The 22,923-nt window shown below is 59.7% G+C and carries 19 protein-coding genes; 6 read left to right on the top strand and 13 right to left on the bottom strand.

Translation table 11 applies throughout. The features are described from left to right. Positions 1 to 2 precede the first annotated feature (2 nt). Positions 3 to 302: an XRE family transcriptional regulator gene (locus E3O56_RS01705; protein ID WP_005792529.1), complete on the top strand. Its 300-nt coding sequence runs from the start codon at positions 3 to 5 to the stop codon at positions 300 to 302. Positions 303 to 364: 62 nt separating this feature from the next. On the opposite strand, the gene E3O56_RS01700 is transcribed toward E3O56_RS01705, so the two are convergent. The 3 genes from E3O56_RS01700 to phoB form a co-directional block, all read right to left on the bottom strand. Continuing rightward, the gene (locus E3O56_RS01700) at positions 365 to 1,705 is read right to left on the bottom strand and encodes a hemolysin family protein (protein ID WP_005792528.1); all 1,341 of its coding nucleotides are present in this window, start codon (positions 1,703 to 1,705) and stop codon (positions 365 to 367) included. Positions 1,706 to 1,913: 208 nt separating this feature from the next. Then, a complete protein-coding gene (gene phoR / locus E3O56_RS01695; RefSeq protein ID WP_236648093.1) occupies positions 1,914 to 3,200 on the bottom strand; it encodes a phosphate regulon sensor histidine kinase PhoR in 1,287 nt (428 codons plus the stop codon). A gap of 81 nt (positions 3,201 to 3,281) precedes the next feature. Next, the gene (gene phoB / locus E3O56_RS01690; RefSeq protein WP_005792526.1) at positions 3,282 to 3,971 is read right to left on the bottom strand and encodes a phosphate regulon transcriptional regulator PhoB; all 690 of its coding nucleotides are present in this window, start codon (positions 3,969 to 3,971) and stop codon (positions 3,282 to 3,284) included. Between the two features lie 154 nt (positions 3,972 to 4,125). Here phoB and E3O56_RS01685 point away from each other — a divergent pair, with 154 nt between their 5' ends. Beyond that, positions 4,126 to 4,509, top strand: coding sequence for a hypothetical protein (locus E3O56_RS01685; protein ID WP_103734134.1), 384 nt, complete (start codon positions 4,126 to 4,128; stop codon positions 4,507 to 4,509). Positions 4,510 to 4,617: 108 nt separating this feature from the next. Here the strand turns inward: E3O56_RS01685 and ubiA are convergent, their stop codons facing one another. Both ubiA and E3O56_RS01675 read right to left on the bottom strand, forming a co-directional pair. Next, complete coding sequence (gene ubiA, locus E3O56_RS01680) at positions 4,618 to 5,508, bottom strand: 4-hydroxybenzoate octaprenyltransferase (RefSeq protein ID WP_148853784.1); 891 nt, start codon at positions 5,506 to 5,508, stop codon at positions 4,618 to 4,620. Then, positions 5,508 to 6,071 (bottom strand): chorismate lyase, encoded by a 564-nt coding sequence (locus E3O56_RS01675; protein WP_103734136.1) that lies wholly within the window; start codon positions 6,069 to 6,071, stop codon positions 5,508 to 5,510. The genes ubiA and E3O56_RS01675 overlap by 1 nt, the downstream gene beginning before the upstream one ends. A 195-nt stretch (positions 6,072 to 6,266) precedes the next feature. On the opposite strand from E3O56_RS01675, the gene E3O56_RS01670 reads away from it, so the two are divergent. The 4 genes from E3O56_RS01670 to E3O56_RS01655 all read left to right on the top strand — a co-directional run bounded on the left by E3O56_RS01670 (position 6,267) and on the right by E3O56_RS01655 (position 9,370). Continuing rightward, the gene (locus E3O56_RS01670; protein WP_002555879.1) at positions 6,267 to 6,434 is read left to right on the top strand and encodes a rubredoxin; all 168 of its coding nucleotides are present in this window, start codon (positions 6,267 to 6,269) and stop codon (positions 6,432 to 6,434) included. 36 nt (positions 6,435 to 6,470) lie between these two features. Continuing rightward, on the top strand, positions 6,471 to 7,619 hold the full coding sequence (locus E3O56_RS01665; protein ID WP_103734137.1) for an FAD-dependent oxidoreductase: 1,149 nt from the start codon (positions 6,471 to 6,473) through the stop codon (positions 7,617 to 7,619). A gap of 191 nt (positions 7,620 to 7,810) precedes the next feature. Then, positions 7,811 to 8,086, top strand: a complete 276-nt coding sequence (locus E3O56_RS01660; protein WP_003195589.1) for an HU family DNA-binding protein — start codon at positions 7,811 to 7,813, stop codon at positions 8,084 to 8,086. Between the two features lie 285 nt (positions 8,087 to 8,371). Further along, complete coding sequence (locus tag E3O56_RS01655) at positions 8,372 to 9,370, top strand: type III secretion effector protein (RefSeq protein WP_248127701.1); 999 nt, start codon at positions 8,372 to 8,374, stop codon at positions 9,368 to 9,370. 87 nt (positions 9,371 to 9,457) lie between these two features. Here E3O56_RS01655 and E3O56_RS01650 read toward each other — a convergent pair whose 3' ends face one another. From E3O56_RS01650 to tssE, 8 genes are all read right to left on the bottom strand, one after another. Then, a complete protein-coding gene (locus tag E3O56_RS01650) occupies positions 9,458 to 9,904 on the bottom strand; it encodes a hypothetical protein (RefSeq protein ID WP_103734138.1) in 447 nt (148 codons plus the stop codon). A 24-nt stretch (positions 9,905 to 9,928) separates the two neighbouring features. Then, complete coding sequence (locus tag E3O56_RS01645; protein ID WP_248127699.1) at positions 9,929 to 14,287, bottom strand: RHS repeat-associated core domain-containing protein; 4,359 nt, start codon at positions 14,285 to 14,287, stop codon at positions 9,929 to 9,931. Positions 14,288 to 14,301: 14 nt separating this feature from the next. Further along, on the bottom strand, positions 14,302 to 14,736 hold the full coding sequence (locus E3O56_RS01640; RefSeq protein WP_032878688.1) for a DcrB-related protein: 435 nt from the start codon (positions 14,734 to 14,736) through the stop codon (positions 14,302 to 14,304). Between the two features lie 15 nt (positions 14,737 to 14,751). After that, positions 14,752 to 16,698, bottom strand: coding sequence for a type VI secretion system Vgr family protein (locus E3O56_RS01635; protein ID WP_248127697.1), 1,947 nt, complete (start codon positions 16,696 to 16,698; stop codon positions 14,752 to 14,754). Between the two features lie 156 nt (positions 16,699 to 16,854). Continuing rightward, positions 16,855 to 19,518, bottom strand: coding sequence for a type VI secretion system ATPase TssH (tssH, locus tag E3O56_RS01630; protein ID WP_248127695.1), 2,664 nt, complete (start codon positions 19,516 to 19,518; stop codon positions 16,855 to 16,857). Continuing rightward, the gene (gene tssG, locus E3O56_RS01625; RefSeq protein WP_078822644.1) at positions 19,511 to 20,554 is read right to left on the bottom strand and encodes a type VI secretion system baseplate subunit TssG; all 1,044 of its coding nucleotides are present in this window, start codon (positions 20,552 to 20,554) and stop codon (positions 19,511 to 19,513) included. Before tssG ends, tssH begins: the two co-directional genes overlap by 8 nt. Then, positions 20,518 to 22,377 (bottom strand): type VI secretion system baseplate subunit TssF, encoded by a 1,860-nt coding sequence (gene tssF, locus E3O56_RS01620; protein WP_248127693.1) that lies wholly within the window; start codon positions 22,375 to 22,377, stop codon positions 20,518 to 20,520. The genes tssG and tssF overlap by 37 nt, the downstream gene beginning before the upstream one ends. Further along, positions 22,374 to 22,889 carry a type VI secretion system baseplate subunit TssE gene (gene tssE / locus E3O56_RS01615; RefSeq protein ID WP_248127691.1) on the bottom strand — a complete coding sequence of 172 codons (516 nt, stop codon included), beginning with the start codon at positions 22,887 to 22,889 and terminating at the stop codon, positions 22,374 to 22,376. Before tssE ends, tssF begins: the two co-directional genes overlap by 4 nt. Between the last annotated feature and the right edge of the window lie 34 nt (positions 22,890 to 22,923).

The following is a 22,923-nucleotide window of genomic DNA, read 5'->3' as shown; positions in this document are numbered from 1 at the left end:
CCATGACAAATCAAAAGTTACATACCGAACGTTTCAACTCTGTGTGGGATGCTCTGGAGGACACGCCAGCGCAAGCCGCCAATATGCGCCTACGCTCAAAGCTGCTGTTGGAGTTGTGCAACACCATTCGTAGCTGGGAGCTGTCCCAGAAGGATGCGGCGCTAAGGCTGGGTATCAGCCAGCCTCGCCTGAACGACGTACTTAACGGCAAGATCGACAAGTGTTCTCTTGATGCGTTAGTCAATCTGTCGGCCGCGGCGCAGATGAATGTGGATATCTGTTTCAACGCGCTGCCTGCGTGACGATCGTTTAGGTCGTCACGACGCTTGGGATATTGCCCAATTTTGCATTGGGCAATCGAAGGTCAGTCCAGCAGCAAGACCTTGGCCAGTACTATCTTGGGCCCTTTCATCTTCTTGATGATGATCCGCAAGCCTTCCACTTCCAGCACTTCCTCTTCTTCCGGCACGCGCTTGAGGGTGTCGTAGATCAGGCCGGCCAGGGTTTCGGCTTCGATGTGGTCCAGGTCGACGCCCAGCAGGCGTTCGACTTTGAACAGCGGCGTGTCGCCACGTACCAGCAGTTTGCCGGGCTGGTAGGCGAGGATGCCGCGCTCGGCCTTGCGGTGTTCATCCTGGATATCGCCCACCAGTACTTCCAGCACGTCTTCCATGGTCAGGTAGCCGATGATCTTGCCGTCGGCTTCCTCCACCAGGGCGAAGTGCGCGCCGCCTTTGCGGAACTGCTCCAGCAGTTGCGATAACGGCATGTGCCGCGAGACGCGTTCCAGCGGGCGGGTCAGTTCGGCCAGGTTGAAGGATTCGGGAATATGGTCCAGGGCGGCCAGTTCCAGCAGCAGATCCTTGATGTGCAACAGGCCCACGAACTCATTGCGCACCGCGTCATACACCGGGTACCGGCTGAATTTGTGGCGACGGAACAGCGCGAGGATTTCCTTGAGCGGGGCGTTGAAATCCAGGGTCACCAGGTCTTCGCGGGAGTTGGCCCAGTCCACCACTTCCAGTTCGCCCATTTCCACCGCAGAGGCGAGTACGCGCATACCTTGGTCGCTCGGGTCCTGGCCACGGCTGGAGTGCAGGATCAGCTTGAGCTCTTCGCGGCTGTAATGGTGCTCATGGTGGGGGCCAGGCTCGCCTTGGCCAGCGATGCGCAGGATGGCGTTGGCGCTGGCGTTGAGCAGGTAGATGGCCGGGTACATGGCCCAGTAGAACAGGTACAGCGGCACTGCCGTCCATAGCGACAGCAACTCGGGCTTGCGAATCGCCCAGGACTTGGGCGCCAGCTCACCGACCACGATGTGCAGGTAGGAAATCACGAAGAACGCGGCAAAGAACGACACGCCCTTGATCACTTCCGGCGACTGCACGCCGATCGCGCCCAGCATTGGCTCGAGGATGTGCGCAAAGGCCGGTTCACCGACCCAGCCCAGGCCCAGGGACGCCAGGGTGATACCCAGCTGACAGGCCGACAGGTAGGCGTCGAGCTGGCTGTGTACGGTACGCAGGATCTGCCCGCGCCAGCCGTTTTTGTGGGCGATGGCCTCGACCCGCGTGGCACGCAGTTTGACCATGGCAAATTCCGCCGCAACGAAGAAACCGTTGAGCAGTACCAGGATCAGTGCAAAAAGAATCATGCCGAAATCGGCGAAGAGTGTAGCGAGGGTAATGCCAGGGGAAGGGTCCATGATGGGGTTTTGCAGGTTCCGTGTGTTCAATAAGGGATGACAGGTGAGCCTGAAAGGCAGGCGCAAGTCGGCCAATGTAGCGGCTGACGGGGCGCTTGCCTAGTGCCCGCTGCCGGGCGGGGCAAGGAACCTGTTCTCCAAAAGCATACAAATCCAATGTGGGAGGGGGCTTGCCCCCTCCCACATTTAGATTTGTGCTGTATTTGAGTTATTCATCATTGTCGATCACTGGCGAACGCGTTACCTGCGTTGTCGGAAAATGGCAGGTAAACGTACTGCCATGCCCCAGCACGCTGCTGATTTCCAGGCGCGCCCGATGGCGCAACAACACATGCTTGACGATCGCCAGGCCGAGCCCCGTGCCGCCGGTGTTGGAGTTGCGGCTGGAGTCAACGCGGTAGAAACGTTCGGTGAGGCGCGGCAGATGCTTGGCGTCGATGCCGATACCCGAGTCCTGCACGCTCAGGTGCGCGCCCTGTTCGTCGGCCCACCAGCGAATACGGATATTGCCCTTGTCCTGGGTGTACTTCACCGCGTTGAACACCAAATTGGAGAACGCGCTGCGTAACTCGCCCTCACTGCCCTTGAGCAGCACCGTCGGGTCGGCTTCCAGGGTGATCTGCTGGCCGCGTTCGCCGGAGAGCGCCTGGGCGTCATTCTTGATGGTGTGCAGCAGACTTTGCACTGCCACCGGGTGGTTATCCGAAGGGTAATCGGTGGCTTCAAGCTTGGCCAAAAGCAGCAAGTCGTTGAGCAGGGTCTGCATCCGCGAGCCTTGCTGCTGCATCTGCTGCAGGGCGCGGCTCCAGCGCGGGTTGATCTCGTCGACGTTGTCCAGCAGCGTCTCCAGGTAGCCGCAGATCACCGTCAGCGGTGTGCGAAGCTCGTGGGAGACGTTGGCGACGAAGTCCTTGCGCATCTGTTCAAGCTGATGGATGCGGGTCACATCACGCACCAGCATCAAGTGCTCATTGTTGCCATAGCGCGTCAGGTACAGCTGGATGCGTACGCGGTCGTTGGTGGGCGACGGGATTTCCAGGGCTTCTTCGTAGTTGTCCTGCTCGAAGTATTCCTTGAAGCGCGGGTGGCGCACCAGGTTGGTCACCGGCTGGCCGCTGTCTTGTGGCGTCTTGAGACCCAGCAGGGTTTCGGCGGCGCGGTTCCACCATTCCAGATTGCCGTCGCTGTCGAGCATGATCACGGCGTCCTTGAGCGCCGCGGTGGATTCCTGCACCCGGTCGATCACCGCTTGCAGGCGCCCGCGTACCCGTTGGTCGCGGCGTTGCAGGTGGTAGATGCTGTCGAACACCTCACCCCACAGGCCATAGCCATCGGGCGGCGCCTCGTCGGGTTTGTGCTGGCGCAGCCATTCATGCAGGCGCAGCAATTGTTTGAGGGTCCAGCCCAGGTACAACGCGATGCCGGCGGCCAGGCTCCAGCCGTAATAGCCACTGATCAGCCCGACCAGCAGGCAAGCAGTGATCAACAGAAGCATGTGGCGGATCAGGGTGCCATGCCAGTTCTGGTTCACTTAAACATGCGTCCTTGTCAGCTGTTAAGGGAGGAAGGGGCTGGCTCAGCTTTTGGTGGAAAACCGATAGCCGGTGCCGCGCACGGTTTGTACCAGATTCTCGTACGCGTCGCCCAAGGCTTTGCGCAAGCGGCGAATATGCACGTCCACGGTGCGCTCCTCCACATACACATTGCCGCCCCATACCTGGTCCAGCAATTGGCCGCGGGTGTAGGCGCGCTCCTGGTGGGTCATGAAGAATTGCAGCAATCGGTATTCGGTCGGGCCCATCTCGGCGGGCTTGCCGTCGATGGTCACGCGGTGGCTGATCGGGTCCAGAATCAGGCCGTCGACTTCGATCGGCGCTTCGCCATCGGTCGGTCCGGCACGGCGCAATACGGCTTTGAGGCGCGCCACCAGCTCCCGAGGGGAAAAAGGTTTGGTGATGTAGTCATCGGCGCCCACTTCCAGGCCCTGGATCTTGTTGTCCTCTTCACCCTTGGCGGTGAGCATGATGATCGGGATATCCCCGGTCAGTTCGTCACGCTTGAGGCGCCGGGCCAACTCGATGCCGGACGTGCCGGGCAGCATCCAGTCGAGCAGGATCAGGTCCGGCTTGCGGTCGACGATAATGGCGTGGGCCTGCTGGGAGTTTTCCGCCTCCAGGCAGTCATAGCCGGCCATTTCCAACGCAACGGCGATCATCTCGCGAATGGGCGCTTCGTCGTCAACAATCAGAATGCTCCTGCCAACCATGCTCAAAATCCTCTTGTCATTTAACTGTCTTGCGCCGCATTAGATAACGGAATTATTGCAGTCGTGTGACAGTAATTTAGTCGCTTGGGCAATTCAGGGCACTCTGGACTACCCTTTGGGTCCGAATCCTGACAACCACAAAAGGAAGGTTCCGATGACTTACAGCACGATTTCCTGGAAAGCCCTGCTGCTATCCGCAGCCTTGGCGCTGCCAGGCCTGGCGTTTGCGGCAGAGCCTGCGATGACTAAAGACGGGATGTGGGTGGATCACAAGGGCATGACGCTCTACACCTTCGACAAGGACGCCGATGGCAAGTCAGTGTGCAAGGACCAGTGCGCGACCAACTGGCCGCCGTTGAAGGCCGAGTCCACCGACACCACGACCGGTGACGGTGAGTGGACGGTGATCACCCGCGACGACCAGACCAGCCAGTGGGCCTACAAAGGCAAGCCGGTCTACACCTACAAGGACGACAAGAAAGCCGGTGACAAGACCGGGGATGGCAAGGGTGGCGCCTGGCACATCATCAAGCCTTAAGTCTGCGGCGCTGCTGAATCCATCGGGGGCAAGCCCCCTCCCACACTTGAATGTATCCACACATCAAAATGTGGGAGGGGGCTTGCCCCCGATGGCGTCAGTCCTGCACTACCGAACCGCGTAATCCACCACAATCCCGACAAAAATCGCCAACCCGGCCCAATGGTTATGCAAGAACGCCCTGAAGCACTTCATGCGGTCCCTGTCCCGCGTGTACCAGAACTCCCAGGCAAAACAGCCCGCCGCCGCCAGCAACCCCAGTTGGAACCAACCCCCCAGTTCAAACCGCGTGCCGGCCAGCAACAGGCACACCAGCGACAGCCCTTGCAGGGTCAGGATGATCACGCGATCAGCATCACCAAACAGAATGGCGGTGGATTTCACCCCGATCTTCAAGTCGTCATCACGGTCGGTCATGGCGTAATAGGTGTCGTAGCCCACGGTCCACAACAGGTTGGCGATATACAGCAACCACGCGGTAGCGGGCAGATGGCCGGTCTCGGCGGTAAACGCCATCGGCATGCCCCAGGAAAACGCCGCGCCCAGCACTACCTGCGGGTAATAGGTGTAGCGCTTCATGAACGGGTAGCTGGCTGCCAGCGCCAGGCCGCCCAGGGATAGCAGGATAGTGCTGGCGTTAGTCAGCAGCACCAGCAGGAAGCTGATACCCATCAGCACGGCAAAAAACACCAATGCCTCTTTCGAGCTGATCTTGCCGCTCACCAGTGGGCGTTGCTCGGTGCGCTTCACATGGCCATCGACCTTGCGGTCAGCCCAATCATTGATCACGCAGCCACCGGCGCGGGTCAGCACCACGCCCAACACGAAAATCACGATATTAAGCAGCGACGGCGAACCCTTGCCGGCGATCCACAGTGCCCACAATGTCGGCCACAGCAACAGGTAGATGCCGATGGGCTTGTCCATGCGCGTCAACTGAATGAAATCCCAGGCCCTGGGGTTCAGGCGGTTCAAGGACTTGAGCAAACGTTGATACATCAGCAGTTCTCCGGATGGTCATGCAGCGCGTGCCAGAAACTCGGCAGGAAGACTTCTGCCACCAGCACGCTCAGCGCGCCGCGATCGAAGCGAGAGCGGCGCGCCCACAAACCGTCGGTCTGGTCCGCTGCCGGCAGGCATGGGCGAGGGTAATGGCACACTTCGATGGCCTGGCGGGTAAAGGCGCGGTCGCAGAACAACAGCTCCCCCAGCGAGCGACTGCCCAGCTCGTCCATGTGCAGCCCGTCGCCCTGCAAGGCACTGCGCGCCGCCACGCTGCGGGCAAACACCCACGGCTGGTCATGCCCACGCAGGTACACCTCGCGCACCCAGCCGATGCTGGCCGGGGCCAGGCCCAGGGCGGCACATTCATCGTCGCGCAATGGCTGCCAGCCTTCGAACAGCGGCGTCACGCTGAAACCGTCGTTGGACAGCCCTGTCAGCCGTCGCGTCAGCGAGCCTTCGTCAAACAGCCAGTTGAGGGTCAAGGGCGTGGGCAAGGGACTCAGAAGGCTCTGGGTCAGCCATTGGCAAGCATCGGAAGGGGCGATTGAGTGCGGCACGGTGAGTCAGTATTGGCAGCAAAAGAGGCGGCGAGCTTACCATGGCACCCTGAACTTTTGCCGCGCCAAACCGGCCGTTTGCGTCGATCGTGCTTGCATCTGCCGGCCTCGATCAGTACAAAACGCCCTGAGCCGTGCGGCAACGCTGGATCCATCGACCGCCGGCCAAAATGCCTGGACTTGAGGAAGCACGTAATGAAGAAGTGGCAATGTATCGTCTGTGGCTTGATCTACAACGAAGCGGACGGCTGGCCGGATGACGGAATTGCTCCGGGCACGCTGTGGCAAGACGTCCCGGAAGACTGGCTGTGCCCGGACTGCGGCGTGGGCAAAATGGATTTCGAAATGATCGAAATCGGCTAATTCTTAGTTTAAGACACGTACTACAAGGAGAAAGGAATGAACGCACCCGTCGTGATCATCGGCACAGGGTTGGCCGGTTACAACGTAGCCCGGGAGTTTCGCAAGCTCGACAGCGAGACCCCATTGCTGCTGATCACCGCGGATGACGGGCGCTCCTACTCCAAGCCCATGCTCTCCACCGGCTTTGGCAAGAACAAGGAAGCCGATGGCCTGAGCATGGCCGAACCCGGCGCCATGGCCGAGCAGCTCAAGGCCGAAGTGCGCACCCATACACGTGTCAGCGGCATCGACGCAGGCCACAAGCGCCTGTGGATCGGCGAGGAAGCGGTGGCCTACCGCGACCTGGTCCTGGCCTGGGGCGCAGAAACCGTGCGCGTACCGGTTGAAGGCGATGGTGCTGAACTGATTTTTCCGATCAACGACCTGGAAGACTACGCGCGCTTTCGCGCCGCGGCTGCCGGCAAACGTCGCGTGTTGTTGCTTGGCGCTGGCCTGATCGGCTGCGAATTTGCCAACGACCTGATCCTCGGCGGCTATGAAATCGACCTGGTCGCACCCTGTGAGCAGGTCATGCCGACCCTGCTGCACCCGGCGGCTGCCGCAGCGGTGCAAGCCGGGCTGGAAGGCATCGGCGCGCGTTTCCACCTGGGCCCGGTGCTCAATCGCCTGCAACGCACGGCTGATGGCCTTGAGGCGCACCTGTCGGACGGTGATGTGATCCACTGTGACCTGGTGGTGTCCGCCATCGGCCTGCGTCCTCGTGTAGACCTGGCCGCCGCCGCCGGCCTGCAAATCAATCGCGGGATCATGGTGGACCGTCACCTCAAGACGTCCCACGCCAACATCTACGCCCTGGGCGACTGCGCCGAGGTCGACGGCTTGAACCTGCTGTACGTGATGCCACTGATGAGCTGCGCCCGTGCCCTGGCGCAAACCTTGGCCGGCAACGCCACGGCGGTGAGCTATGGGCCTATGCCGGTCACCGTGAAAACCCCGGTCTGCCCGCTGGTGGTGTCACCTGCGCCACGGGGCACCGAAGGTGTGTGGAGCGTCGAAGGGCAGGGCGCCGACATCAAGGCCCTGTGTCGCGACGCCAGCGGCCGCCTGCTGGGATACGCGCTGACCGGCAGCGCCGTCATGGAAAAACTGGCCCTGAACAAAGAACTTCCGCCATTGCTGGCGTAAATGCCAGCCGTTCTGTCGGAATCAGCACCGTTTCGCCTGTAGAAAGGTCGCCGGGAGACTGGCGGAGCGTGCGAGGGCGTGCCATCCTCACTCCCGTCTGCCGCAGAGTAGAGCCTGCGGCGCCTTGGGCGCTGCTCCACCAGAGAGCAGCACGGACATAACAACAAAAAACCGTCAAAGAGGCTTCATTTATGCGTAAACCAGATCTCGCAGCCGCCATCGCTGAAAAAGCAGACCTCACCAAAGAGCAGGCCAACCGCGTCCTTAACGCCGTACTCGAAGAAATCACCGGCGCCCTGCACCGCAAGGACAGCGTCACCCTGGTGGGTTTCGGCACCTTCCTGCAACGCCACCGCGGCGCCCGCACCGGCAAAAACCCGCAAACCGGTGAGCCTGTGAAGATCAAGGCAAGCAACACCGTCGCGTTCAAGCCGGGCAAGTCGCTCAAAGATAGCGTCAACCCGTAAGTTAAGCGGTACCGTCTCGAAGGGAGGCGGGGCGGTAAAGAAAATGGGCACGCCGACTGGGTCGGGTGCCCATTTTTGTTGGGGGTGAAAAAAGGGTAGTGGGGAATATAAGTAGTTGTCTCTTGCAGAATTATTAATGGTTGAAGTGGAAGCTGAGTTGTAGCGAGTTTTTATTGAGTAATAATCGAATTATATAGTTGATATGGAACTACATCGGTACAGATTGACACATATGGCATGAGACAGCAGGGAGCGCGCTCTAAACTAATTTTTAGAGGTGTATATATGAAAATATTCGATCAGTCCCGTGTTCCATTGCTCACGCCATTAACCCAGCAAAAAAAGACGGAGATCAAATCGCCGTCGACGTCGGGTAGTACGGGGGCCGAGGCAAATAGTTCAAACGATAAACCGGATTACAGTCAGAACAAAGGGAGCGCTCAATACCCTCAAGCGACCCCTGAGGAACTCGTTAGTCGAAGCAAAAGGACTGCAGAAAGATTCGGCGCGCCAAGGGCCAGCGTCAATCACAAGGGCAAGCCTCCCAAGTCTCGCAACCCTTCCAGGCGTCCACCTGGCAAGCCTGGCAAGCCTGGCAAGTCTGGCAAGTCTGGCAATACGCCTATTAAAAAGCCAGCGGGAGGATCGAACGGTCCCGGGGCGGCACGTAACACTGGAAATGACATTGCCGGCTTGCAACAGAACAACGCTTTCCCACCGGTTTCGCCGTCAGTCGCGATTACTATACGTAATGCGCTTCTAACGTCAGGGACCAGTAATTTGGTCAATAGCGGTTTTACCGTGGGGCAGCATTTCGTTTCCAAAGGCCTAGAAGAAAGGGTTGCAGCACAGGCAAAGATGCCTGGAGCAGAAGTAAAGAAACCAGACGGCACGACGGGTACCGTAGACCCTGCCGCGACGGAGGAGCAAAAAATGCAGGCGCGTCTTACAGGCGCAGAAATAAACACTGAGTCTCTGACCAACAGCATCATTTTAATCAACGAAGGCCCAGACGCGAAGGCTGTGGTAGCTAGCCCCGACGCGCCAACGGATACACAGGGGCGTTTGACCAACCTTGAGAAGCGGATGGACGCGATAGAAAGCCAAATGCCCGACATCGCTAAGCGTTACGGACTTATCTATACCCCGTATGAGGCGTCTGAGTCATCGGAGGCGCCGACTGACAAGGCGCGTATGGAAAATGTTGAAAAGCGCTACGCGTTTATGAATAAGATGATTAAAACATTGGTCACACTTAAGCAGAACGAAGCTGACGCTGACTAGATTTGTAAATGCAATGAGGGCGGATTTAGCTGAATAAATCCGTCCCGTCCTCTTTTTAGATTTTTTATGTGGAATAAAACCTTGAGGTTACTTGAGGATTTCCCACGTTGTTTCCCCCTCGTAAGTTTGCACAGCCATCCGATAGATATCGGTCCATATATCCCCTGATGGCCTTTTAACAAGGTGTTTTGCACCAAATACATAAACAGTTTCACCTAGCGATATCCTTTCTTTGATGTGCTGCGCTGTAGGGGGTACCAGGAATTGATGCAAAAAGACCATAGGGAGACCCTGATGATATAGCCAGGCAGGTTCGCCTACCCATACGGGTTTATCCTTCATGCAAAGGTATTCGTTATCGAGTCGCTCCGTTAGCCATTTTTTTTTATTTTTTGGTGCGCCTTGCGCTACATATTCCTCGTAAAGCTTGCGAGCAAAATCCTCCGCGCTTTCATCTTCCATCGAGGCAGATTTTTTTTCCGCGACAGTCATTGCCGTGCCCCAGAAAACGTGAAAATCAGTCAACTCACTCATATCTGCTGCTCCTGAAAGGGTTCTCTAAAATTGCCCTGTGGTTTTTACAATTCTCACCAAATCCCAGCCGGTATGGCGATACTTGTCCATTGACTCATGCCCCCAAGGCGTCGCCTTGGTCAAGTTCCAATCTTCATGAGCCACTTTTGATCCGGCGCGTTGTGGAATGTATTGATGATTCAGCTCCATCGACACCGTGATTTCCTTGGTCGTGCCAACACGTCCCTTTAGTCGGCTTCTCAGAGTATTACGATAACGAACCTCTATTCTCATCTGCGGTGCCTTGCCTAGGGCCATTCGAGCCAGGTTTCTAGTTGAGTACTGGCCTGGCCGGGCATTGGCACCCGCGGCTTTCCAAACACCTTTCCTTGCTGTGCTCCAACATTTCCAGCCCCACGGGTCGATCCAGGCGATTGGATTCGGCCCATATTGATAGAGATTGATCCCTCCCGCCAACCCAAGAGGATCCGGTGTGGTAAACCGCCCGATATCCGGGTCGTAAAACCGGAATGTATTAAAATGCAGTCCCGTTTCTCGATCTAGATATTGCCCCTGAAACCGTAAGTTCTGCTCTTCGATGTAGGTAGGCTCGCGCACTTCCTCCACCGTACCGCCCCACATTCGATAACTGGTCCGCCAGATGACTTCGCCGTCTTCTTCGGTTAGCTGCTCCGGCTGGCTATTGAGGTCGTTATGGTAGTGACGGATTTTTTGCACAGGCCCCGTGCCGTCGACCCGGGCTACGGGCTTGTAGCCTTCATCTTCATAGATATAAAGGCTGGACTGACTATGCCTGGATTCCTGCAAGAGACGCAGCTCGTCCCAGAGGAAGCGCGTCATCCCCAACTGATAGCCATCGCTGCCATACTCGGCTTTTTCAATGCGACGCCCCAGGGGGTCATAGGTCATCCTTATCCTGTTGCCGCTATCATTTCGTACTTCAATCAGACGACTTTCCGCATCGTAGACAAAGCGCTGTAAACCGCGAGAGGCACTGCGCTTTTCGACCATGCGACCCAAGGCGTCGTACCGGTAACGCTTATCTTGATAGGTCAGCAGCCGGTTATGTTTTACCAAGCCACCTTGATGTGAACTATCGAGCAGGTTGGCTGCGGCATCATAGGCGCAGGTTTCGCTCCGTCCTGCCTGGTGGCTGACAAGAATCCGTTCGGTACTGTCGTAACCCAGATGCTCTTGATGATCGTGCACGCGATCAACACGATGACGTCCAATCACGTTGTCGCTGGGATCGTAGCTATAGTCGGTCTCTACCAGTGGTGGCAGCTGCCATGGTTGGTCGATGCTGCGACGCTGTCGGGACCGAACCCTTCCGCTACGGTCGTACGCAGTGCTTGTCTTGAGTTGACCCTGAGTACGCTGCACTTCGCGATGCAAGCGATCACGCTCGAAGTCGCTGATAACCTTTCCATCGAGATTCAACTGATGCAGGTGGCCACTGCCGTAATACAGGCGGTTCAGCCATCGACCATCAGGCAAGCCGGTTTGAATCAGATTTCCCAGTTCGTCGTAACGATGCTGCACAGACCCTGCCGAGCTTTTCTCCTCAAGGAGCTGCCCCATGGCGTCATAGCTGAAGCCAAGTAATTGCTCACTACCATCAGGCGCCGTGAAAGTAACACCGACCAGTTGGTCGTTGAGGTCGTGCGCGTAGCTGGTGGTACCGTCCGCAGTTATTTTGCTGACCAGGCGTCCCACGGGATCTCGCTGAAACTGATGTGACAGCGGCGCTACCGGCTCACCTTCCGTTCCCGGCAGGTAGTCAACGGCGACGACATCATCCAGCGGATCATAGGTGTAGCAGCGCCGGCTTTTATCCAGGTCCTGCTGCTGCACCATGCGGTCGGCTGCGTCCCACTCAAAGCGATAACTCTCACCGTTCTCGTTGGTCAGCTTGCTCAGACGTCCGTAGGCATCATGATCGAACATGACCGAACGGTTATGCGCGTCCCAGCGCTGTTTGACCAGACCGCGAATGTCATAGGCATAGCGTGTGGTGCTGCCGGCAGGGTCTACGTGGGCAGTCAGATAACCACTTGCGCTGCGTTGGAATTGTTCGACGCGGCCGTCCGGAAGCTGACATTCCAGAAGCAGCGCCTGAGGGCCGTATCGGTAACGCACCGATTCACCTTCGGCATTGGTCTGCACCACCAGATTGCCAAACGCGTCATATTGATAACGCGTCGGATAACCGGAACAATCGACTTCTTCGACCAGTTGGCTCCACTCGTTCCAATGCAATGTTCTGGATTTTTCCGTCGCATCGATGATGCGCACCGGCTGGCCGAAACCGTCATAGACATAGCGCGTGCGGTTGCCCAGTGGATCGACTTCCTCAATGCAGTTACCACGTTGGTCGTAGCGGTAATGCCAACTATTGCCCGCAGGGTCGGTTTCAATCTGAGGCAATGCCCAATGCGCAAGCCATTGTGTGCCACGGGTCCTGCCCAGCGGATCGGTCACTGTACTCAGGTTGCCGGAGTCGTCGTAACAGAAGCGCCATCTGCCGTTCTTTGGGTCAATCGCGCCTGCAAACTGGCGATCTTCGTTCCATTCGAATTCCCAGATACTGCCCGCGTTATCAACGTATCGGGTGATCTGATATTGCGGGTTCCAATGCCGAGTGCTGACGCGCATCAACCCATCGGTTACGCGTGTAATGCCCGCATCCAAGTCGTAGTCGAAGGTGTATTCATCACCCGCATCTGTCCAGTGCCGACTGACGCGCCATTCCGGGCCGTTTGGCCCAGGTACTTCAACCCATTGGTAGAAGCAACGCAGACCACTCGCCAATTGGTGCTCGACCATGCGTCTGCTGCTGTCGTAGGCAAAGCGCCGTAGGGTTGTGCCTTGGGCATCCAATACTTCGGCAAGATCGCCGTTGCTGTCATAGCGATAACTGACAAGTACGTCGCTGCGTGCATCGAAATGGTCCTGGCGCAGGTAACGCCGCTCGATGTGGCTCACACGACGCGGATGCTGAGTTGTATAACTCAACTCGACGTGCATGAAATCATGGGTGTCACGCAAGCGGTGAAGCCTTCCCTGAGCATCGTAATCGAGAAAGATCCGTCCTTCATTGCGATCACCCAGCAGGTGCAAGCGCATCCGTGAGTTGTTCTGCGGGTCGATTTCGAACAGCCGATACAGACCGTCGATGCTCTCGATCAATACCGCGCCATCACCGCTGCGTCTCACCGCGAGGCCTTCGCCCGGATCGAACGCTCCACCGGACAACGGGATATAACCGATCTCCAGGCGCCGTCCCTGCTCATCGATATAGAACAGGTTTTCGTCGGCATCTATTTCGACCGACACCTCATAGTCGACGCTCCAGCCTGCGCCGAAGAGGCCGTTGCGACGTGTATCGAGACTGTTGTAGAAACGTTGCCAATCGATAGGGAGCAGGCCGGGCAGAACAAAGTCCAACTCCTCCTCTTCGCCCAAGACCTTGGCCCCCGTCGCACTGTGCACCGGATTGGGCGAGCCATTCATGGCGCCCTTGAGCGCAGAGGTGACCTTGGCGGTCCCATAAGAAATCGCTCCCCCCACCAGCGCACTTCCGATCATGCACGGCAGCTTGGTCCAGAAACATTTCAAGTTGCCCCGCAACGCCATCACCACGGCAATGGCCAGCCCCACCCCCGGCGTTTTCCCGCTACGAATCTCCTGCACCACAATGGTCTCGCCACCAATGCGCACATCCGGCGAAATCAGACCCTCAGCCGTTCCAATCTTGGCGTCACAGGTACTGCGATCCCCGCTGCGTGCCGCCGGCTGACCATTGATGAATACCGAACTGGAACCCTCGGCAATGAACTGCAGGGGCATGGGCGGGTGCTTGTTGCACGCCACGGTGTCCAGCGGGCAAGGCTCTGTGCCGGGCGCAGGCGAGGCGACCGTCGGGCGCCACATCTGCGAGAAAAACTCTCCGGCCATATCCAGGAAGCTTGGCGCTGGCGGCTCGCTGGGCGCGACGGGCACAGCCGTCATCTTGCCGGCAGCGCGGGCAGCCTTTTTGCCATTGATGAACACGTTGTGCGAGCCGCTGGTGATGAACGCATCGATCACCGGCGGAAACACCCAGTTGGCGGCGGACTCGCACCAACTGGATATCTTCAAGTCGGCGCCAGTGAGCCCAGCGGTGATGCCGACGACCGCGCCCACCACCAAAACCAATGCAACACCGCCTGTGGCAATGGTTGCACCGGTCGCGAGGAACACCGCTCCGGCAACGGCCAGGCAGCCCACAGTAGTGATCGCCGCATAGGCGGCCACTTCCAGCACACCGCCGAGAATATCGGCCATCACCGAGGTGTGCAGCAGTGCGTCGCCTTCGCGGGCAGCCCAAAGATCGTCACTCATCGCTCAGGCTCGACTCAGGGCGTAGCAGTAAAATTGAGCGTGTTTTTCAGCGTTGCCCAATGAGCCGCCTCGGCAGGGCCCAGGGGCTGGGTCTTGACGTAGCTCAGTGCAATCAGTTGGCGGGTGCCGGGTATCTGCATTGCCAGCTGATATTGGTAAATGTTGTCGCTGCCTTTGTTGAAACGGTTCTGTACTTCAAAGGCGTCGATGTCCTGCGTCGGACCGACCTTGACCGCTTGTGCTGGGGAATAGCGCAGATCCTTGACCTGCTGCTCGAGTTTTTTCAGCTGGCCTTCGAAATTGCTTTGCAGGCTCTCGCCGTCCGCCAACGGGCTGCGGCTCACCACTAGGGTGGTGCCCAGCTTGGCGAACTTGAGGATATTGATCGAGGTGTCCTGTACCTCGGCATCGGGCAGGGTGAATTGGGCTTCGTTGATCAGGTAATTCATGGTGAAGAAGTCTCGTTATTGACCAGCGCCGGGCTTGCCGGGGAATTTTGATTCGACGGCGGACTTGATCGTGTCTTGCACGCCCTGGGCGCCGGGCGATGTGCCCTTGTCACTGCCCAGGTTGATGTCCAGTTTGCCCTTTGTCTGGATCTTGCTGCTGCCGGTGGAAAACAGGTTGAACGAGCCGCAGGTCAGGTTGATATCCCCGCCTGCCTTGAGCTCGATCACACTGTCGCCGCACACCAGGCGAATACTCTCGCCGGCCTCGATGGTGTAGTGCGTGGCGGCGCTGTCGGACTTGGCGCCACCCACGATCACCGTGTCGTTGTTGCGCACAACCCGCAGACGATTGCTGCCGATGGTCACCGTCTCGTTATGGCCAATACTCTTGTTGCGGTCATGCCCCACCGAGTGGCTTTCATCCACCTCCACCACGATGTCCTGATTGCGCTCGGCATGGATATACAACTGCTCCAGACCCTTCTTGTCCTCCATGCGGATTTCATTGAAGTTGGCCGGCGTGCCGCCTTTGCTGGAGCGGCTTTTCATGCCGCTCTGGGTGGCGTTTTCCGGTAGGTCGTAAGGCACAGTCTGCTCGGCGTTGTACACCCGCCCGGTGATGATCGGGCGGTCCGGATCGCCTTCAAGGAAGCTGACGATCACTTCCTGGCCGATTCGTGGAATCTGCATCGAGCCCCAGTTCTTGCCGGCCCAGGATTGCGACACACGGATCCAGCACGAGCTGTTCTCGTTGGATTGGTCGTGGCGGTCCCAGTAGAAATGCACCTTCACGCGGCCGTACTGGTCGGTCCAGATTTCCTCGCCTTTGGGGCCCACCACCAATGCAGTCTGCGGGCCTTTGACGATAGGGCGATGGGTGTTGGCCAGTGGGCGGAAACTCTGTTGTGCGTCGATGCAGGTCAGGCTGCTTTCGAATTGCGCCGAACCGGAGCCGCCGCCGCTCTCCAGGCTTTCCTGGACGATGTAGTAGCGACAGCCGACGATCAGGTATTCGCGGTTCTGATCCTGACGACTGAAGCCGGTGAGGCTGAACAGGTGGCCCGACCCCAGGCCACGCGCATTGCCGGCGAACTCGATCTGCTCGTGCAGGGTTTGCAGGGCTTCGATGCGGGTACGTGCGTAGTGTTCGCCGTCGGCGCTTTGCACGTAGGTGCCGGGGTAGTCGTACAGCGGATAGTCGCCGCCGGTGTGTGGGCGCGGCATGGCCGAGCGCACGTCGATGCTCGCGCTGGGGCGTTGGAAGTCGTAGTCGTTGAGCTCCAGCGAACCCGGCTGCACCTCCTGCGCCAAGTGCCAGTTGTGCATATGGTCGCGTTCGCGTTGCTGCTCGTCCTTGGGGTAGTAGGGGATCGACCCGTAGCCCGGCACCGTGGTGTGGGCGCCATAGGCGTCGGCCAGCACCAGTACGTGGCGATCCTGTTCATGGCGAAAGAAGTAGTAGATGCCTTCTTGTTCCATCAGGCGGCTGACGAAATCGAAGCTGGTCTCGCGGTACTGCACGCAGTATTCCCACTCGCGATACGGTCGGCTCAGGGCGTCTTCGAAATCGGAAAAACCCAGGTCGCGGAACACCTGCTTGATGATCTGCGGGATGCTCAGGTTCTGGAAAATCCGGCAATCGGAGGTGCGGCTGAGCAACCACATCCATGGGCGCAGGGTGACCTGGTAACTGGCGAACTGACCCTGGTCGATGTTCTGGCTGCAACGCGCGACGATGCCGTGAAAGTGCCGCTCGCCACCGTCCGCCAGTTGCAGGCCCACGCTCATGGGCTTGCCGAGCAACTGGTTGAGGTCGATGTTGGCGTCCAGGGACGTCAGTTGCAGCTCATAGTTGAACAGCCTTCCTAACTCTTCACCGCCGCCCATTTCGTTGAGCAACAGCACATCCGGCCCGAGAGGGCTGGTGATCTTGGCCAGGCGTGAGGCTTGGTTGAATAGCATCGGTTAACCCGTAAGTGTCGTAATAACTGAAGAAACCGAATCCAATGTGGGAGCTGGCTTGCCTGCGATAGCAATTGAACATTCAACATTGATGTTGACTGATACACCGCTATCGCAGGCAAGCCAGCTCCCACATTTTGACCGTGTCCCGTCAGGTCAATCTGCGTCGCTGAAGTCGTAGTGCAATTCATTATCCCGGCTGCTGATCCGCACCCCCGCCAGCGCCTTGCCTTCCAACATGCGCGTGAGGAACTCACGACTCATGTCCGGCAGCAGGCTGTTGGTGAGGATAGTGTCGATCATGCGCCCACCGCTTTCGGTTTCAGTGCAGCGCGAGACGATCAAATCGACCACCGCATCGTCGTAGTCAAAGGCGACTTTGTGGGTGTTCTCCACGCGCTTCTTGATGCGGTTCAGTTGCAGGCGCGTGATCGCCTTGAGCATCTCGTCGCTCAGCGGGTAGTAAGGAATCGTCACCAGGCGCCCCAGTAACGCCGGTGGGAAAATCTCCAGCAACGGCTGGCGCAGGGCCTTGGCGATTTCTTCCGGCTCGGGAATGTTCGCCGGGTCCTTGCAGACGTGGGAGATCAGCTCGGTACCGGCGTTGGTAGTCAGCAGGATCAGGGTATTCTTGAAGTCGATCACTCTGCCTTCGCCGTCTTCCATCACGCCCTTGTCGAACACCTGGAAGAAGATCTCATGCACGTCCGGGTGAGCTTTTTCCACCTCGTCCAACAGCACCACGCTGTAGGGCTTGCGCCGCACCGCTTCGGTCAGCACGCCGCCTTCGCCGTAGCCGATATAGCCCGGTGGCGCGCCCTTGAGGGTGGACACGGTGTGGGCTTCCTGGAACTCGCTCATGTTGATGGTGATGACGTTCTGCTCGCCGCCGTACATGGCTTCGGCCAGTGCCAGGGCGGTTTCGGTCTTGCCCACACCCGAGGTGCCGGCCAGCATGAACACGCCAATCGGCTTGCTCGGATTGTCGAGGCCGGCACGGGAGGTCTGGATGCGCTTGGCGATCATTTGCAGCGCGTGGTCCTGGCCGATGATGCGTTTTTTCAGATGCTGGTCGAGGTTGAGCACGGTCTCCAGTTCGTTGCGCGCCATGCGGCCCACCGGGATGCCGGTCCAGTCGGCGACCACCGAGGCCACGGCCTGGTAATCCACGGTCGGCAGGATCAGCGGGGTTTCGCCTTGCAGGGCGGTGAGGCGCTGTTGCAGGTCGATCAGTTGCGTGCGTAATTCATCGCTGCCGCTGTCCACCGCGCCGGCTTTTTCACGCAGGGTTGCACGGGTGGCGAGCAGTTCATCCACCAGGGCTTTCTCTTCGGCCCAACGGTTTTCCAGGGTCGCCAGGCGCTCGCGCTCGGTGCTCAACAGGGCTTCGCTGTTGCTCTGGCGCGTACCAATGGCAATGCCGATGGCCTGTTCGCGGGCGATGATTTGCAGTTCGGTTTCCAGTGCTTCGATGCGTCGACGGCTGTCGTCCACTTCAGCGGGCACTGCGTGCAGGCTGATGGCGACACGGGCGCAGGCGGTGTCCAGCAGGCTCACGGACTTGTCCGGCAACTGGCGCGCCGGGATGTAGCGGTGCGACAGCTTCACCGAGGCTTCCAGGGCTTCATCGAGGATCTGCACCTGGTGGTGTTTTTCCATGGTCGAGGCCACGCCGCGCATCATCAGCAGCGCCTTGTCTTCCGACGGCTCGGCAACCTGTACCACCTGGAAGCGGCGGGTCAGCGCCGGGTCTTTCTCGATGTGTTTCTTGTACTCGGCCCAGGTGGTCGCGGCCACGGTGCGCAAGGTGCCACGGGCGAGGGCGGGCTTGAGCAGGTTGGCCGCGTCGCCAGTGCCTGCCGCACCACCGGCACCCACCAGGGTATGGGCTTCGTCGATAAACAGGATGATCGGCTTGGGCGAAGCCTGCACGTCTTCAATGACCTGGCGCAGGCGCTGTTCGAACTCGCCCTTCATGCTGGCGCCGGCTTGCAGCAGGCCCACGTCGAGGCTGCGCAGTTCCACGTCTTTCAAGGCGGGCGGCACATCACCGGCGACGATGCGCAGGGCGAAACCTTCGACCACGGCGGTCTTGCCCACCCCGGCCTCACCGGTGAGGATCGGGTTGTTCTGGCGTCGACGCATGAGGATGTCTACCAGTTGGCGAATCTCTTCGTCACGGCCGACGATAGGGTCGAGCTTGCCGCTACGGGCCTGTTCGGTCAGGTCAACGGTGAAGCGCTTGAGCGCTTCCTGCTTGCCCATCGCACTCGGCGCCATCGCACCGCTGGCTTCACCCGGCACTGCACCGGCATTGAAACCATCGCTGGCGCTCAAGGCATTTTCCGGCGAGTCGCCGACATACTCGTCAAAGCGCTCGCTCAGGGCTTCGGCCTTGATTTTGTCGAATTCGGCGGACAAGCCCAGCAGCGCGTGGCGCAGGCTCGGCGTTTTCAGAATGCCCAGCACCAGGTAACCGGTGCGCACCTGGCTTTCGCCAAACATCAGGCTGCCGTACACCCAGCCACGTTCCACCGCTTCTTCCACGTGGGAGGACAGGTCGGTGATGGAGGTCGAGCCGCGCGGCAGGCGGTCCAGGGCCTCGGTAAGGTCACGGGCCAGGCGCGCCGGCTCTACATTGAACTGGCGGATGATGCGGTGCAGGTCCGAGTCCTGCAATTGCAGCAACTGGTGAAACCAGTGGGCCAGCTCCACATACGGATTGCCCCGCAACTTGCAGAACACGGTGGCGGCTTCGATGGCCTTGTAGGCCACGCTGTTGAGTTTGCCGAACAGTGCGGCGCGACTGATTTCACCCATGCTCTGGATTCCTTGAGGTAGTGGCGTGGTCGGCGTAATGCCGGGCCAGGATTAGGTCGTTGGCGTCATGCGCAGGTTGGCCGAGCCAGGTATTGAAACCCAGGCGGAACTGGCCGTTGAGTTGCAGTGCCGGAACTTCGGGTTGTTGCAAAACCAGGTTCAGGTCCCAGTCCAGTTCGTGGCCCAGGTACTCGGCCACCCAGGCCACCAGTTCGTTGAACGGTTGATGACCAGGCAGCATCCCCATGTAGTCGTCCAGCTTGAGTGGGCCCAGGCGAATGCGGAATTTATGCTGGCGGTCCCACACAAAGCGGCCCAGGCAAAAGTCCACGCCCAACTGGTTGGCGCTCACACCGACGCGGCTGCGCTCGGGCAATTCCAGCCATTGGCCGACGTATTCCTCGATCGCTACCGGCAGGCCGAAATACTCGCCGAGGATCGCCTTCAAACCGTCCGGGTAGCGGGTTTGCGCCGACAGGTGGCCGCTGTAGTGCAGCTTGGCAGTATCGGCAATCAACCCCTGATTGAGCAGGCTCGGCATACCCCGCCCACTCAGGGCGGCGAGGCGTGCGGACCAGTAGTCATCGTCCGGCCGGTCGTGGCTGACCGTCGGACGTGCCTCGGCCCAGGCTCGGTAGAACAGCGTCAGCAAGCGATGGTGGAACACATCCAGGAACTGCTTGCTGGTGCTGTCGGCGTTATTGCGCTGACGCTCGCGCACGTACTCGGTGATATGCAGCGGCAGCGGGCCATTGGGGCCGCCGAGGCCGAAGAAGAACTGCTCCAGCCGCGCCGGCTTGCCGTCGCCGCCGGGGTCGACCGACGCCAGCGTGGCCGGCGCGAAGGTGCAATCGGCCTGTTGCCCGAGGCGCAACGGGTCATCCGCCAGGCGCAGGGAATGGCCCAGGCGCGGCAGGTCCGGCGATTCGCACTCGATACGTCGCAGCGCCTGGAAGAAGTCATATTCCCAGGGCTCCTGATGCATCGCATCCAGGGTACTCACAGGGTCGGACGCCGTCCGGGCTTGGCTTTCCATCGCATGATCTCGCCGCGTTCGGTGGTACGGATCACCGTTTCGGTAAAACTGTTGATCGACACATAACGTGCCAGGAAGCGCTCCAACACCGCACCGAGCAGGAACACGCCGGTACCGCGAAACGCGTTTTCATCGAATTGCAGGGTGATTTCCAGGCCGCGGCCAAACACGATCGGGCCGGGCATCGGCAGGCGCCGGGTCACCGCCTTGCTGCTGACTTCGCGCAAGCCTTCGATCTGCAATTGCAGAGCGGCGTCGTTACTGTCGCCGTACAGGCGCAATAACTCACGCAGGGCGCCGGCGCCCTGGCCCTGTTCGCTCAAAGACAGGTAATTGAGCGACAGCTGGCTGATCAGGCGCCAGGCCTTGGAATCGTGGGCATGGCTGGCGCGTGGGCGGCTGGGGCCTGCGACGCAACGCACAGAAAGCACCGGGGCGCTGTCGGCCAGGGTGAAATCGGTCTTGCCATTGCCCACGCTCATGAACAGCGGCAAGTCGCGGTTGGTGCACAGCGCCGTGACGCCCAACTGGCGCAAATCATGGCCGTAGGGCGCCTGGCGGCTGTCCACCAGGCTGACAAAGGTTTCGCTGCCCACGTAGGTGGAGCGCGGACCGTTGCGGCGCTGGTCGCTGGACAGCACGCGTGGCTCGCGGCGCACCGTGTAGTAAGCCTGGTCACGGCCATAACGCGACGGATCACGCACTGCATAGAAGGGTAAAAACGGCTGCTCCGGCCCGGTGCCGTGGCCAGTGATGCCGCTCAACGAGTGAATCTCGAAATCCATCGGCCGCGTGCGGTCGGCGATTACGTGGTGTTCGTTGACCCGGTCAGACAAGTGGATGCGGTCTACACGTTTTGGGAACAGGTTGATCGCGGGGGTGCAGAAGGGCAAAAACTGCGCTGCGCCAACGCTGCCTTCCAGGCTCGGTTCGTGGCGGTCGAACAGCACGATCAGTTCCAGCTCCTGGCCGTCGCAACGCTTGACCGCCCGGCCCAGCTCGGCGAACTCGACGAACAGGAAGCGGTGGGGCAGGGCGAAGTATTCCTGCAACAACCGGTAGCCCTGGAACGCCCGCGCCACTACCGGCATCGCCGCGTCGGCATCGTCAAACCCACGGGAGCGCAACGCGTCTTGGGGCAAACGCTCAACCCAATCGCCGCCGGGTTTGCGTGCAAACACCGCGCAGGCATTGCCCAGCAGTTGTTCGTAGAGGCGGAATGGTTGCTCGTCGGCACCACTGAGGTACAGCGGCAGGTTATCCAGCTCAAGGCCGCTGAACGGCAATTCGGCGCCGGTGCGCAAGGTCAGGCGCAACCCCGCCTTGGCTTTCGGCTCACTGGCGGCCAGGCGACCGAGCACGGCGGCGGGGTTGCCGAAGTATTCGGCGTGACTGACCTGCAAGGGCCACAGCGTCACCGGATGTGCGGTGCGGTACTCGCAGCAGGTCTGGGTTTCGCGGCCCAGGGCGGCGCGCAGTACCGTGTCGCGGGGCAGGGGGAAACCGCTGGCCAGGGAGCCTTCATCCGGGTCGGTCTGCAATTGCACTACGGTCATCGACGGGGTGGGCGCCAGGTAATGCGGGTAGGCGATTTCCAGCAGGTTGTGGGTGAAGGTCGGGTACTCGGCGTCGAGCTTGAGCTGCACCCGGGCCGTGAGGTAGGCAAAGCCTTCAAGCAAGCGTTCGACGTAGGGGTCGGCGCAGTCCATACCGGACAGGGTCAGCCGACTGGCGATCTTCGGGTATTCCTTGGCGAACTCGGCGGCGCTTTCGCGCACGTGGTGCAGTTCCTGGTTGTACAGCTCCAGCAGGCGCGGATTCATGGGCGTCTCCGCTGGTCGGCATTGACCACGCGTACGTGGCCGGACTCCAGGTCCAGGTCGGTTTGCAGCAGCAGGCGCAACGGCACTGGCTGCGCCCACAGGTCACCTTCGATCTCGAAACTCAGGGCGTTGTGGTTCATCTCGCCATGGCCGACACGGGCTTTGACCCGCAGGGTGTGGCGCAGGATGCGTGGCTCGAAGGTGGCGATGGCCTGGTAGATCAGGGCTTCCAGGGCCTTGATGTCGACGCTGGAAACGCTGTTGCCCGCCAGTGCCGGCAGGCCGTAATTGACCACCGAGGTACCGGCCGGGGTGTGCAGCGTCGCATCGGCATCAAGTAACGAGGTGGTGTTGAGCAGCCACGCCAGGTCACGCAGTACCGAGGCTTTCAATTGGGTCAGGGATAGCACGCGTTTGTCGGCGCTTTCCTTGGGATTGGTCGGGCCGTCGTCGGTCAGCCGGTCCAGCAGGGACGGTTGCAGACGGTCGCGGGAAGCGATTTCAGTTACCACCAAAGCAGCTCCACGGACGGGTTGCGAGAGAGAC

Origin of the sequence: Pseudomonas sp. W2Aug9, assembly GCF_023127755.1 — a bacterium.
GTDB classification, from domain to species: Bacteria; Pseudomonadota; Gammaproteobacteria; order Pseudomonadales; family Pseudomonadaceae; genus Aquipseudomonas; species Aquipseudomonas synxantha_A.
Note: the sequence above shows the minus strand (reverse complement) of the source record. Positions and strands in the feature narration are given on the sequence as shown.

Excerpts from the sequence above, each read along its gene's own strand:
- E3O56_RS01650 (WP_103734138.1), bottom strand. The coding sequence starts at position 9,904 with ATGAGTGAGTTGACTGATTTTCACGTTTTCTGGGGCACGGCAATGACT.
- E3O56_RS01645 (WP_248127699.1), bottom strand. The coding sequence starts at position 14,287 with ATGAGTGACGATCTTTGGGCTGCCCGCGAAGGCGACGCACTGCTGCAC.
- tssG (WP_078822644.1), bottom strand. The coding sequence starts at position 20,554 with ATGGAAAGCCAAGCCCGGACGGCGTCCGACCCTGTGAGTACCCTGGAT.
- E3O56_RS01705 (WP_005792529.1), top strand. The coding sequence starts at position 3 with ATGACAAATCAAAAGTTACATACCGAACGTTTCAACTCTGTGTGGGAT.
- phoB (WP_005792526.1), bottom strand. The coding sequence starts at position 3,971 with ATGGTTGGCAGGAGCATTCTGATTGTTGACGACGAAGCGCCCATTCGC.
- E3O56_RS01685 (WP_103734134.1), top strand. The coding sequence starts at position 4,126 with ATGACTTACAGCACGATTTCCTGGAAAGCCCTGCTGCTATCCGCAGCC.
- E3O56_RS01700 (WP_005792528.1), bottom strand. The coding sequence starts at position 1,705 with ATGGACCCTTCCCCTGGCATTACCCTCGCTACACTCTTCGCCGATTTC.
- E3O56_RS01665 (WP_103734137.1), top strand. The coding sequence starts at position 6,471 with ATGAACGCACCCGTCGTGATCATCGGCACAGGGTTGGCCGGTTACAAC.
- E3O56_RS01640 (WP_032878688.1), bottom strand. The coding sequence starts at position 14,736 with ATGAATTACCTGATCAACGAAGCCCAATTCACCCTGCCCGATGCCGAG.
- E3O56_RS01635 (WP_248127697.1), bottom strand. The coding sequence starts at position 16,698 with ATGCTATTCAACCAAGCCTCACGCCTGGCCAAGATCACCAGCCCTCTC.
- E3O56_RS01670 (WP_002555879.1), top strand. The coding sequence starts at position 6,267 with ATGAAGAAGTGGCAATGTATCGTCTGTGGCTTGATCTACAACGAAGCG.
- tssH (WP_248127695.1), bottom strand. The coding sequence starts at position 19,518 with ATGGGTGAAATCAGTCGCGCCGCACTGTTCGGCAAACTCAACAGCGTG.
- E3O56_RS01655 (WP_248127701.1), top strand. The coding sequence starts at position 8,372 with ATGAAAATATTCGATCAGTCCCGTGTTCCATTGCTCACGCCATTAACC.
- phoR (WP_236648093.1), bottom strand. The coding sequence starts at position 3,200 with ATGCTTCTGTTGATCACTGCTTGCCTGCTGGTCGGGCTGATCAGTGGC.
- E3O56_RS01660 (WP_003195589.1), top strand. The coding sequence starts at position 7,811 with ATGCGTAAACCAGATCTCGCAGCCGCCATCGCTGAAAAAGCAGACCTC.
- ubiA (WP_148853784.1), bottom strand. The coding sequence starts at position 5,508 with ATGTATCAACGTTTGCTCAAGTCCTTGAACCGCCTGAACCCCAGGGCC.
- tssF (WP_248127693.1), bottom strand. The coding sequence starts at position 22,377 with ATGAATCCGCGCCTGCTGGAGCTGTACAACCAGGAACTGCACCACGTG.